The sequence below is a fragment of the Winogradskyella sp. PG-2 genome, assembly GCF_000828715.1.
GTDB lineage: Bacteria > Bacteroidota > Bacteroidia > Flavobacteriales > Flavobacteriaceae > Winogradskyella.
Map to the genome: position 1 here is coordinate 448,296 of NZ_AP014583.1, position 12,844 is coordinate 461,139.

Below are 12,844 nucleotides of genomic sequence, written 5' to 3' on the forward strand. Positions count from 1 at the left end.
AATTCTTAAATTAGCAAAAAGACTAACCATTTGGAAAACTTACAACTTTGGGATTTTAGATTTATAGACTTCGTTGACGTCTTCCTAGTTGCTATTCTACTCTACTACATTTATAAACTCGTAAAAGGTACTGTAGCGATTAATATATTTATAGGTATTCTTGTGATTTATATTGCATGGCAAATCACTGACTATCTTAACATGAGAATGCTATATGGTATTTTTAATGGCTTTATGAAAGTTGGTATTATCGCTCTAATTGTAGTCTTTCAGCCAGAAATCAGAAAGTTTTTATTGATGGTTGGTTCTACTAACATTGGTGGTAAGAAAAGTTTCTTTAAAAATTTTAAGTTCTTAAAAAACGATGACCAAACCTCTACTGATGTTGATGCGATCATCAATGCCTGTAATAAAATGGGAACTACTAATACAGGAGCTCTAATTGTTATTGAGCGAAATAATAACTTAGATTTTCTAACAAATACTGGAGATGAAATGAATATTCTCGTCTCTCAACCGATTATAGAAAGTATCTTTTTTAAAAATAGCCCTTTACATGATGGAGCTATTATTATTGATAATAATGTAGTAAAAGCAACACGTGTAATACTGCCTGTAAATAATGAGAAAAATATTCCTGAACGATTTGGGTTAAGACATAGAGCTGCGGTTGGTATTACCGAAAAGACAGATGCTCTAGCAATTGCAGTAAGTGAAGAAACTGGTCAGATTTCTTATTTTAAATCTGGTGAGTTTGTAATGTTTAAAGATACTGATGATCTTACCCAGAAAATTAAAAAAGACTTAGGGTAATGAATTGCAAAAATTGTCATAAAACACTCAGTGACACACAAAAATTTTGTGATGATTGCGGAGCTAAAGTGATTCAAAATCGATTGACACCTAAGATTCTTGCTGCTCAAGTTAATGAAGAATTTATATCAATAGATAATAAACTTCTTCGAACATTTATTGCACTTTTTAAGAAACCTGAAGCAGTAATTAACGGATATATTAATGGCACTCGTAAAAAGTATATAGATGTGCTTCAGTTTTTTTGCTATTGCATTGACTATAGCTGGTATTCAATTCTTTCTAATAAAAACTTTTTACGTAGAACAACTCGAAAATCCTTTTCAATTAACAGATCCAAATATAGATAATAGTGAGTTCGCTAAAAATTATGAAAAGGCAATTAACGATATGATGACAGGTGGTAATAATTTTCAAAGCATTATTTATATACTTATGGTGCCTTTTTCAGCTATTGGCACTTGGATAGCTTATTATTATACGGGATTAAAGCGCTTTAATTTCACCGAACATATAATTATAAACCTTTATTATACTGCACAAACCATAATAATTTTATCTCTTTTCACTGTTTTATGTGCTATGTTAGGTGCACCATTAACTATTGCTGCTACCTTAGTTACTATCCTAGGATTTATATATCAATGTTATGCCTTTAAAAAGGTAACTGAAGAAACCTATATAGAAACTTTTGCGAAAATTATATTATCATATATCATTGTAGGCTTACAAGTTTTAATTTTATTAATTCTATTTGCTATAGTAATACTTCTACTAAAAGCCACTAATATCATCTAATAGTGAATTGCAAAAACTGTCATACAGAATTACAAGAGCACGATGATTACTGCAGAAATTGCGGTGGAAAAATCATTAGAAATCGTCTAACATTCAAAAACCTCTTTGAGCATATCAGTGAAACGTTTTTTAACTATGACAATAAGCTCTTAAGAACAGTTATTGATCTTTTCAGAAAACCAGAAGTGGTGATGGGAGGTTATATAGATGGTATGCGAAAACGCTACGTCAACCCAATTAGTTATATAGCATTATCGCTTACAGTTGGCGGTGTTTACATGCTTATTTTAAGCAAATATTTTCCTGATGCAATGACAGAAATGTCGTCCGTTGGTGTTGCTGAAGGACAGGAAGAGATAATGGCTAGATATGGATCATTTATCCAAAAGTATTATTCTTTTATGATGATCTCATTTATCCCACTTTATGCTTTAATTTCTCGTTTAGTTTTTATAAACAGAAAGGAATATAACTTTACTGAGCATTTAGTAATGTCTATGTACATCATGGCACAATTCTCTTTAGTAAGTTCCTTTTTAAATATAATCTTGTTAGTATTTCAGCTTCCAGCTGGTATTCTAGGATCAGCCAGCATCTTTTTACAAATAGCCTATTTCGCCTATTGTTATAAGAGGATGTACAAATTATCATTTTCTGGAATCATCTTACGATCACTTTTCTTTTTTGGAATATTGATAGTTATTATGATTGGCATAGGAATTCTAGGTGTGATTATAGGTATTATATATAAAGATTCAGAAGTTATGCAAAGTTTAATTGAATCTCAGAAAGCAGCAATTGAAGCGCAAAAAGCGCTAAAAGATTCAATTAATTAAACAGCTTCAGCCTTTAAAAACTGAACCTCATAAAGGTTTTTATAGTAACCATTCTCTTTTTCTAAAAGTGATTTGTGCGTACCCATTTCAACAATGTGTCCTGCATCCATAACAATGATTTTATCAGCTTGCTGAATGGTAGCCAATCTATGAGCAATTACAATTGAGGTTCTTCCTTTAGTTATAGTGTCTGTAGCATCTTGTATTAATTGTTCAGAATAGGAATCTACTGAAGATGTTGCTTCATCTAATATTAAAATACTTGGATTTGTTACATATGCTCTTAAGAAAGAAATTAATTGACGTTGACCAGAAGATAACATAACACCACGTTCTTTAACATTATAGTGATAGCCACCAGGAAGACTTGAAATAAAATCATGAATACCAATAGCTTTAGCTGCTGTTACCACATCTTCTTCAGTAATATAATCATTATTAAGTGTAATATTATTTAGAATCGTATCAGCAAAGAGAAATACGTCTTGTAAAACAACTGCGATTTGATTTCGCAACGAACTCAAGGTCATATCTTTTATATCAGTATCGTCTACTTTAATCGCTCCAGAATTGATTTCATAAAAACGATTTAATAGATTGATAATTGTAGATTTCCCTGCTCCTGTAGCACCTACAATAGCAACGGTTTCTCCAGCTTTCACATTAAACGAAATACCTTTTAAAACCTCTTCATCTTCTAAATAAGAAAATCTTACATTTTCAAATTCAATTTCACCTTTAAAATGATTAGCTTCAATAGTTCCTGCATCATCGATATTAGAATCTGTATCTAATACTTTAAACACACGGTCTGCAGCGACCATTCCCATTTGTAACGTATTAAACTTATTCGCTATTTGATATAAAGGTCTAAATAGCATTGGGATAAACATTGTAAATGAAATTAAGTCTCCCAATGTGGTTCCTGGATTTTCAGAAACAGCATCGTAACCTCCAACCAAAATAACCATAGCTAATGTAAGAGAGGATACAAACTCTGCAATAGGAAAGAAAATAGAGTTATACCAAACTGTTTTTAACCAACCTTTTTTATGGCGTTCATTAATGGCTTTAAAGTTTTTATATTCTGTTTCTTCACGAGTAAACAGTTGTAAGATCTTCATGCCTGTGACCCGCTCTTGTACAAAAGAGTTTAAATTAGAAACCTCTGTACGCACATCCTCAAAAGCACGTTTCATATACCTTTGAAAAATCTTAGTTGCAATTATTATAATTGGCATTGTAGCAAAAACAATTAAACTTAGTTTAAAGTTTATAAACGCCATGAATACAGCCACAACGACCATTTTTAGAATATCGCTAAATATCATAAAAAGACCTTGTCCAAAAATATCAGCAATACGTTCCATATCAGTTACTGCTCGTGTGATTAAAACACCAACAGATGATTTATCAAAATAGGTCATTTTAAATTTGAGCATATGACGAAATAGCTTCACACGTATATCTCTAACCACAGACTGTCCAAGCCAACTAGCGTAATAGATAAAAAGAAGTTGAGAAATAACCTCAAAAATCAATAAACCTAGCATAATGGCCATGTAAAAAACAAAACCATCATATTGTTTATTAGCTATCTTAACATCAATGGCTTCTTTTAAAACATAAGGTCTAAAAGCACCAAATAAAGCGAGTCCTATAACGCAGAATAAAGAAATCACAAAAACCATACGATAAGGTTTTATGTATTGAAGTAAACGCTTAAAAAGCGACATATCAAATATTTTCTTTTTCTCTTCTGCCATTATGTATTAAACCTAATTCAGTATTAATTTATTCTTATTGAATCTGGATAAATAATTTCTACCAAATATAAACCATGAGCTGGCACTGAAAATCCAGCTTCTCCCCTATCCTTAGAGGAAATTATTCTATGTAAATCCTCTGGTTTTAGTTTCCCTAAACCAATATTAATCATAGTCCCAACTACAGCTCTAACCATATTACGTAAAAAGCGATCTGCAGTAATTGTAAATATTAGTTGATTAGAATTCTTTGTCCAAAATGCTTCTTTTATATCACAATTATACGTCTTTACATCGGTATTAGTTTTAGAAAAGCATTGAAAGTCTTTATATTTAAATAAGATTTTACAGGCTTGGTTCATTGCATCTACATTTAAAGGCAATTGTACTTGGTAGGCAAAATCGTAATCAAATACATTTTTTGAAGTTGAAACCTTATAATGATACGTTCTACTTTCTGCATAGAATCTAGCATGCGTTTCATGTTTAACTTCAAAAATTGTAATAACTGCTATGTCTTTTGGTAAATACGAATTTAGCTTGTAAACTAAATCATTCAATTCAAAACTACCTTTATAATCAAAATGCGCAAACATTTGAGAAGCATGCACACCTGCATCTGTTCTTCCTGCTCCAATTATTGCAATATCGTTCTTAAGAATAGTGCTTAACGCCTTTTCTATAACTTCTTGTACAGAAATAGCATTAGGCTGGTTCTGCCACCCATGATAGGCTTTGCCATTATATGAAAGTTCAATGAAATATCGCAATAGAAATCTTACTTTTGTAAAGACACAAAGATAACAGTTTTAGTTCCTAAAGAAATGCTAAATTATAAAGATGCAGATTTTCAATTTCTAGGAAAATAAATATGAAAAAAATACTCTTATTATCAGACACACATAGCTATATAGACGATGCCATACTTAAGTATGTTAAACAAGCAGACGAAATTTGGCACGCTGGTGATATTGGCGATTTAAATGTAACGGATAGCATCCAAAAAATTAAGCCTCTAAAAGCAGTTTATGGAAATATCGATGACGCTAAAACTAGAACTGAATTCCCGCTTCATAATAGATTTATGTGTGAAGAAGTAGATATATGGATGACTCATATTGGCGGTTATCCTCCAAAGTATAATAATAGAGTTCGAGAAGAATTAGTTGTTAATCCACCAGATATTTTTATTACAGGCCATTCACACATTCTTAAAGTTATGCCTGATAAAAAACTAAACTTACTACATATGAATCCTGGTGCTGTTGGTAAACACGGGTTCCATAAAACCAGAACCATGTTACGCTTTATAATTGATGGTAAACAAATAAATGACTTAGAAGTTATTGAATTTGAGAAACGATAAAAAATGAAAAACCCAGACGGCAGCGTCTGGGTTTTTCGCACTAATACTACTAAGATTTTAGGTTCATCGTAATCGATCTACAGATTTTACAAGATCTTCATCCTTTTTAATAGCCTTGTTAGCCAAGACTAAACACACAATAGAAAAAATAGGAAGAAGAATCCCAATACCTTTCTCAGAAACGTTAGTTTCTCCAGATATATTTAGAGATTGATAAACAAAGATTCCTAGTAAAATAAAGTTTAATATGATATTAAGTCGTCCCATTACAAATTGAGACTTCCTGTTTTTAAACATAAATATTGAAATTAAAGATAGCAATGCAGAACCTAAAAACAGTCCTAAATACAAGTAATCATCTAAAACAAATACTTTACTACCTGCATTGTTAGTCCACAAATGAAACACAAAAATTAAACCTGCCGAAATTCCAGCAGATAAGATTAGATAAAGTGTTTGTATGCGTTGAATCATATCTTTAATTAAAAAAGCCTTGCAAAATTAGTAGTTTATTTTTTAAAAAGATAGAATTTGTTTTAAAATAAAGTTGTATAATTGCAATAGAAAGTAGTAACATACTGAGTAACATCTTTCTAATCTTCCAAATTAATTTCACTTTTTTTCTTTTTATTTCATTTAGAAAACATTGAATTAATAATATCAAAATTATAATACATTATACACATACGAATGTTTGAAATTTCACAGTTAAAAGCTAAGAAGCTTCCTGAATTACAGGAACTAGCAAAAGAACTAAAGGTACCAAAATACCGTTCACTAAAAAAATTAGACTTGGTTTATCAAATCTTAGATTACCAAGCTGCTAATCCTGATGCTGTTAAAGCTAAGGTTGAAACTGAAACTAAGCCTCAACCAAAACAGAACAAACCACAACAAAAACGTGCAAGGGTACAGAAACCTAAGCCTGCTGAGGATAATAAAGATCAAAAAACTATAGAGTTTTCTGATAAAAAAGAAGAACCTAAACCTCAGGAGCGCAGGCAAAATAATGATAAGTCTAATAACGATAGACAAAATCATAAAAAACAAGATCATAAGTCTAACAATGATCGAAAAGACGATAATCGTCGTTCTAACAATAATCAAAATAACGATAAAAGGCATAATCAAAATCGTTCTAAAGACAATAATAGAGGTAATAACAATAATCAAAAGAATAACGGTAATAAGGATAACAGAAACCGTTACCGCGAACCAGATTTTGAATTTGATGCTATTATTGAAAGTGAAGGTGTTTTAGACATCATGCAAGATGGTTATGGGTTTTTAAGATCTTCTGATTATAATTACCTAACATCTCCTGATGATATATACGTATCGCAATCACAAATACGTTTATTTGGTTTAAAAACTGGTGATACAGTTCTTGGACATGTAAGACCACCTAAAGAAGGTGAAAAATATTTCCCTTTAATTAAGGTAAGTAAAATTAATGGTCAAAATCCAAATGTAGTCAGAGACCGTGTAGCTTTTGAACACTTAACCCCATTATTTCCTCAAGAGAAGTTCAATTTAGCAGAAAAACAAGCCACGATTTCTACTCGTATTATGGATTTGTTTTCACCTATTGGAAAAGGACAACGTGGTATGATTGTATCTCAACCAAAAACAGGTAAAACCATGTTACTTAAAGATGTGGCCAATGCTATTGCTGCAAATCATCCTGAAGTATACCAAATGATATTGTTAATTGATGAACGTCCTGAGGAGGTAACTGACATGCAACGAAATGTGCGTGGTGAAGTTATCGCTTCTACTTTCGATAAGGAAGCGCATGAGCATGTAAAGATTGCAAATATTGTTTTAGAAAAAGCAAAGCGTTTAGTAGAATGTGGACATGATGTAGTCATTCTTTTAGATTCGATAACACGTTTAGCTAGAGCATATAACACTGTGCAACCAGCTTCTGGTAAGATTCTTTCTGGTGGTGTAGATGCTAATGCACTTCACAAGCCAAAACGTTTCTTTGGTGCTGCACGTAATATTGAAAATGGCGGTTCTTTAACTATAATTGCAACAGCACTTACAGAGACAGGTTCTAAAATGGATGAAGTCATCTTTGAAGAATTTAAAGGAACTGGTAATATGGAGCTTCAGTTAGATCGTAAGATTTCTAACCGTCGTATTTTCCCCGCAATTGACCTAACATCATCGAGTACAAGACGTGATGATATTTTATTAGATGCTAATACAATTCAAAGGATGTGGGTAATGCGTAAATATCTTGCAGACATGAATCCGGTTGAAGCAATGGAATTTATTAACGACCGATTTAAACAAACGAGAAACAATGAAGAATTTCTTATTTCCATGAATGGATAAGGACTTTTTGACTAAATAAAAACAAAAGCCTTGAATTAAAAATTCAAGGCTTTTTTGTGTATCGATAGTAAAAGTATTTGAAATAAAAAAAGTCTTTCCATTTTGGAAAGACTTTTTTATTATCTTAGTAATTACTACAATTATAATGCAGCAACATGTTTAGTTAACTGTGATTTTAAATTACCAGCTTTGTTCGAATGAATAACATTTTTCTTTGCTAATTTATCAATCATACCAATTACAGAAGGTAACATTTTTTGTGCTTCTTTACTATCAGTAATTTCACGTAATTTCTTAATAGCATTACGAGTTGTTTTATGCTGATATCTGTTAAGTACACGTCTTTTTTCGTTACTTCTAATTCTTTTTAAAGCTGACTTATGATTTGCCATTATATTCTTCTTATTAAAATTGTAGCCCGTAGGGGAATCGAACCCCTCTTACATGGATGAAAACCATGCGTCCTAGCCGATAGACGAACGGGCCATTTGGTTATTTTACTAATTAAATGTACCTACAATGTTTCCATTGCGGATGCAAAAATACAACTATTTTTAAATGTTGCAACTACTAAGATATATTTTTTGAAAAAAATTTAGTAAGCCTTTGCAAAAAGAACACGTTGTGATGATAGGTTTCCGCTGTAAACGCATTTTCCTTCATCTAACGGATTATTCATTGGAATACATCTGATTGTAGCTTTAGTCAATTCTTTTATCTTCTGTTCAGTCTCTGCCGTACCATCCCAATGTGCAGATACAAAGCCTGTTTTAGTTTCTAACACATTTTTAAAGTCTTCAAAATTATCAACCTCTGTGATATGGGCATCTCTATAATTTAAAGCCTTAGCAAATAGCTCATCTTGAATTTGACTTAACAAATCTTTTATGATATTTGAAACATCGGAAATCTCAACAATAGATTTAGTCAAGGTATCTCTTCTTGCTAATTCAACAGTTTTATTTTCTAAATCCTTAGGACCTATTGCAATTCGCAATGGTACACCTTGCAGTTCATGTTGTGCAAATTTTGCACCTGGTCTATGGGTAGTTCTTTTATCAAACTTACACGAAATACCTAATGCTTTTAACTCCTTTATAATAGATTCTGCTTTTTCGGAAATAGCATCAAATTGTTCATCGTTCTTATATATTGGAACTATCACAACTTGGAATGGTGACAAATTTGGTGGTAATACTAAACCTTTATCATCACTATGCGTCATAATCAAAGCACCCATTAACCTCGTAGAAACTCCCCAAGATGTTGCCCAAACATAATCTTGTTTCCCTTCATTATTAGTGAATTTTACATCAAAAGCTTTTGCGAAATTTTGACCTAAAAAATGTGAAGTTCCAGCTTGTAAAGCTTTTCCATCTTGCATTAAAGCTTCAATACAGAAGGTTTCTTCAGCGCCAGCAAAACGTTCACTTTCAGTTTTAACACCTTTAATAACTGGAATAGCCATAAAGTTTTCTGCAAATTCTGCATAAACATTATTCATAAGCTCTGCTTCCTCTATGGCTTCATTCTTTGTAGCATGTGCTGTATGTCCCTCTTGCCATAAAAATTCTGCTGTACGTAAAAATAAACGTGTACGCATTTCCCAACGCACAACATTTGCCCATTGATTTATTAAAATTGGTAAGTCTCTATAACTTTGAATCCAACCTTTGTAAGTATTCCATATAATAGCTTCACTTGTTGGTCTTACCACAAGCTCTTCCTCTAATCTAGCTTCTGGATCAACTCTAAGTTTACCTTCATTATCAGGATCATTTTGTAATCTATAATGTGTAACAACAGCACATTCTTTCGCAAAACCTTCAGCATTTTTCTCTTCTGCTTCAAACAAGCTTTTTGGAACAAATAATGGGAAGTAAGCATTTTGATGTCCTGTTTCTTTAAACATCCTATCTAATTCAGCTTGCATTTTTTCCCATATAGCGTAGCCATAAGGTTTAATCACCATACATCCTCTAACCGCTGAGTTTTCAGCTAAATCAGCTTTTACAACCAATTCATTGTACCATTTTGAATAATCTTCAGCTCTACTCGTAAGATTTTTACTCATTTTTAGTGTTTTGGCACAGATATTGTGCTTTTGTTAAATAAAAAAATAGTTCAGCAAAACTAACTATTTTTGCATTGTTCAACAATAAAATAAAAGAGATATGCAATTTAAAACTATTACTAAACAAAAATTGCCATTTTTTGTTGCACTCGGTTTAATGGCCGTGTTAACTTCATGTGGATCATTTCAATATGCAGGATACGACAACGATGGTATTTATGCCTCAGATGATAATAACACCGAGGTTGAACAAGACGTTGTAACGACATCTACTAGTGACTCTAATTATTATAAAAATTATTTCGCTGAAAATTCTGCCGAATTAAATGCAATACAAGATGAGAGTGAGATATTTACAGATATAGATTCTTATGAAGGTAATTATGTTGAACAAGCACAAGACACTTTAGAACAAAGAGCTTCTTATGGAGGTTGGGGACAAAACAGCACTGTTACAATAAATGTAATTGATAACGGCTGGTACGGATTTAATGATCCATGGTTATGGAATGGTGGTTTCGGAGTTGCCTCTTTTGGATGGGGACGTCCTTGGGGTTGGAATCGATGGGGTTGGAATAACTGGGGCTGGAACTCTGCATGGAGATGGAACTCAGGTTGGGGATATGGCTGGAATAACTGGGGTTGGAACAATGGATTTGGATGGGGCGGATGGAACGCTTGGTGTCCACCAGGATATAATAATTGGGGTTGGAATAACGGTTATTATAGAAACTCAAGCAGAATTGCTTATGCTAATAGCAGAAGAGGATCAATATTTAATAACAACAATAGTTTAAACCGAAGAGTAAGAAGTAATTCAGCACTTTCTAGACGATACTACTCGACCAGTAGACTTTCAAATGCTGCTAGATCTACTAGAAGTGTAAGAACCAGATCTAATTCACCTTCTAGAAGTATTGGTAATACAAGGAGTACGAGATCAGTTAGAACTTATACTCCGACAAGAACAACACGCTCTAGTACTCCTAGAGCCACTAGACCTACAACGACGAGATCAGTAAGAACAAGATCTAACACACCTACAAGGTCTACAAGAGCAAGTTCTCCAACGAGGTCTTCTGGTGTAAGGTCAACAAGAAGTTCAAGATCTTCTTCTGGAAGTGTGAGATCTTCTTCACGAAGTTCAAGTTCAAGGTCTTCTAGCTCTGTTAGATCATCAAGTAGTTCTAGATCATCTAGTTCATCTAGATCTTCTTCAAGTGGTAGACGAGGTAGAGGATAAACTTTAGTTGAATTTCAAATTTTAAAAAAATTACTTATGAAAAAAATACTTATGCTTTGCATAGGCTTAATAAGCACGTCCCAATTCTTTGCTCAAGATGTAACAGATGCCGTACGATATTCTCAGGATGAAATTCAAGGTACGGCTCGCTTTAGAGCAATGAGCGGTGCTTTTGGAGCCTTAGGTGGTGATATGTCATCTATTAATATTAATCCGGCTGGTTCAGCTATTTTTAATAATAGTCATGCTTCTATATCTCTAGGTCTTTTCGATAAAAATAATGATGTGACTTATAATACAAACAATGCGACAAACTCTTTTTCAAATTCTAATGTAGATTTAAATCAATTAGGAGCCGCTTTTGTATTTCGAAATACAAACATTGATTCTCCTTGGAAAAAATTTACTCTAGGAATTACTTATGATCGTTCTTCAGATTTTAATGATGAGTGGGTTGCAAGTGGAACAAATACAAATTCAATAGACAGCTATTTTCTTTCTTTTACGAATAATTCAGATATTCCTTTTGGAATTTTAAAATTGCAACAGAATGAATTTATAGAAGAAGCTTATGCTGACATTGGAACACTTAATAATGGGTATGATATACAACAAGCATTTTTGGGATATTGGTCTGGCATTATAGATCCGATGAATTTAGATGATAATACTAATGATGATGAAACTAATTATGTTTCAAACATTGCCCCTGGAAATTTTAACCAAGATTATCTATATTCATCAACCGGTTATAATGGTAAATTAGCATTTAATTTTGCTACTGAGTATGATGAGAAAATCTTTTTTGGATTAAATCTGAACGCGCACTTTATTAATTACGAAAAGTTTACAAGGTTTAATGAAACCAATTCTAATACTGGATCTGTAGTTGAAAATCTTGCTTTCGAAAATTTATTGACTACAAACGGTAGCGGTTTTTCATTTCAATTGGGTACAATTGTTAAATTAACTAAGCAATTGAGAGCTGGTGTATCTTATAACTCACCGACGTGGTATAGAGTAAATGAGGAATTAATACAAGGTATCAGCTCTAACAATGCTGATCCAGAAATTAACTTTATAAGTGATGTAATAAATATATATCCAGAATATAAATTGCAAACACCTGGAAAAATTACTGGAAGCTTAGCTTATGTATTTGGCAAGAAAGGTTTATTGAGTTTTGATTATTCAGTTAAAGACTACACTGATGCTAAATTTAGACCTACTACTGATGCCATATTTTCTAGTTTAAATAATGAACTTAGTAATGTCTTAACGACGGCATCGACCTATAAATTTGGTGGCGAATATCGTCATAAACAATTTAGTTTTAGAGGTGGTTATCGTTTTGAAGAAAGTCCATATAAAGATGATACTTTTTATGGTGACTTAACTGGTTATTCACTTGGTTTAGGTTATAGCTTTGGAGATTTTAATCTTGATATAGCATATAGCCAAGCTGAGCGCGATACTAATTATCAGTTATTTTCTTCAGGATTAACAGATACTGCGCTAATTCAGTCAAAGTTTACTGATGTTATTTTAACATTAGGATTTAGAATTTAATACTCGACTAAGAATAAAAAGAAAGCCTTAACAAAT

At 32.4% G+C, this 12,844-nt stretch carries 12 protein-coding genes, 1 tRNA gene and 1 pseudogene; 8 read left to right on the plus strand and 6 right to left on the minus strand.

Going from position 1 to position 12,844, the window contains the following annotated elements:
* Positions 1–30 precede the first annotated feature (30 nt).
* The 4 genes and pseudogenes from cdaA to WPG_RS02080 all read left to right on the plus strand — a co-directional run bounded on the left by cdaA (position 31) and on the right by WPG_RS02080 (position 2,447).
* The gene (gene cdaA, locus WPG_RS02070) at positions 31–813 is read left to right on the plus strand and encodes a diadenylate cyclase CdaA (RefSeq protein WP_045468747.1); all 783 of its coding nucleotides are present in this window, start codon (positions 31–33) and stop codon (positions 811–813) included.
* Positions 813–998, plus strand: a pseudogene (locus tag WPG_RS18935) (zinc-ribbon domain-containing protein); the annotation flags it as partial. The gene cdaA and the pseudogene WPG_RS18935, both read left to right, overlap by 1 nt.
* 43 nt (positions 999–1,041) lie before the next feature.
* Positions 1,042–1,611 carry a hypothetical protein gene (locus WPG_RS18490; RefSeq protein WP_045468750.1) on the plus strand — a complete coding sequence of 190 codons (570 nt, stop codon included), beginning with the start codon at positions 1,042–1,044 and terminating at the stop codon, positions 1,609–1,611.
* Between the two features lie 2 nt (positions 1,612–1,613).
* Positions 1,614–2,447, plus strand: coding sequence for a DUF3667 domain-containing protein (locus WPG_RS02080; RefSeq protein WP_045468754.1), 834 nt, complete (start codon positions 1,614–1,616; stop codon positions 2,445–2,447).
* Here the strand turns inward: WPG_RS02080 and WPG_RS02085 are convergent.
* Positions 2,444–4,213 carry an ABC transporter ATP-binding protein gene (locus tag WPG_RS02085; RefSeq protein WP_045468757.1) on the minus strand — a complete coding sequence of 590 codons (1,770 nt, stop codon included), beginning with the start codon at positions 4,211–4,213 and terminating at the stop codon, positions 2,444–2,446. The two genes, WPG_RS02080 and WPG_RS02085, sit on opposite strands and share 4 nt — an antisense overlap.
* Before the next feature lie 23 nt (positions 4,214–4,236).
* The gene (gene truA, locus WPG_RS02090) at positions 4,237–4,983 is read right to left on the minus strand and encodes a tRNA pseudouridine(38-40) synthase TruA (protein WP_045468760.1); all 747 of its coding nucleotides are present in this window, start codon (positions 4,981–4,983) and stop codon (positions 4,237–4,239) included.
* 101 nt (positions 4,984–5,084) lie between these two features.
* On the opposite strand from truA, the gene WPG_RS02095 reads away from it, so the two are divergent.
* Complete coding sequence (locus WPG_RS02095; protein ID WP_045468763.1) at positions 5,085–5,579, plus strand: metallophosphoesterase family protein; 495 nt, start codon at positions 5,085–5,087, stop codon at positions 5,577–5,579.
* A gap of 63 nt (positions 5,580–5,642) precedes the next feature.
* On the opposite strand, the gene WPG_RS02100 is transcribed toward WPG_RS02095, so the two are convergent.
* A complete protein-coding gene (locus WPG_RS02100; RefSeq protein WP_045468766.1) occupies positions 5,643–6,053 on the minus strand; it encodes a DUF4293 domain-containing protein in 411 nt (136 codons plus the stop codon).
* 216 nt (positions 6,054–6,269) lie between these two features.
* On the opposite strand from WPG_RS02100, the gene rho reads away from it, so the two are divergent.
* The gene (gene rho / locus WPG_RS02105; protein ID WP_045468769.1) at positions 6,270–7,922 is read left to right on the plus strand and encodes a transcription termination factor Rho; all 1,653 of its coding nucleotides are present in this window, start codon (positions 6,270–6,272) and stop codon (positions 7,920–7,922) included.
* A 140-nt stretch (positions 7,923–8,062) separates the two neighbouring features.
* On the opposite strand, the gene rpsT is transcribed toward rho, so the two are convergent.
* From rpsT to proS, 3 genes are all read right to left on the minus strand, one after another.
* Positions 8,063–8,314 (minus strand): 30S ribosomal protein S20, encoded by a 252-nt coding sequence (rpsT, locus tag WPG_RS02110; RefSeq protein WP_045468772.1) that lies wholly within the window; start codon positions 8,312–8,314, stop codon positions 8,063–8,065.
* A gap of 22 nt (positions 8,315–8,336) precedes the next feature.
* Positions 8,337–8,408, minus strand: a tRNA-Glu gene (locus tag WPG_RS02115).
* Between the two features lie 109 nt (positions 8,409–8,517).
* Entirely contained in the window at positions 8,518–9,996 is a 1,479-nt protein-coding gene (gene proS, locus WPG_RS02120; protein WP_045468775.1) for a proline--tRNA ligase, read from the minus strand.
* A gap of 100 nt (positions 9,997–10,096) precedes the next feature.
* On the opposite strand from proS, the gene WPG_RS17195 reads away from it, so the two are divergent.
* Both WPG_RS17195 and WPG_RS02130 read left to right on the plus strand, forming a co-directional pair.
* Positions 10,097–11,239, plus strand: coding sequence for a hypothetical protein (locus WPG_RS17195; protein ID WP_052471124.1), 1,143 nt, complete (start codon positions 10,097–10,099; stop codon positions 11,237–11,239).
* Between the two features lie 36 nt (positions 11,240–11,275).
* The gene (locus WPG_RS02130; RefSeq protein WP_045468778.1) at positions 11,276–12,808 is read left to right on the plus strand and encodes an OmpP1/FadL family transporter; all 1,533 of its coding nucleotides are present in this window, start codon (positions 11,276–11,278) and stop codon (positions 12,806–12,808) included.
* Positions 12,809–12,844 lie beyond the last annotated feature (36 nt).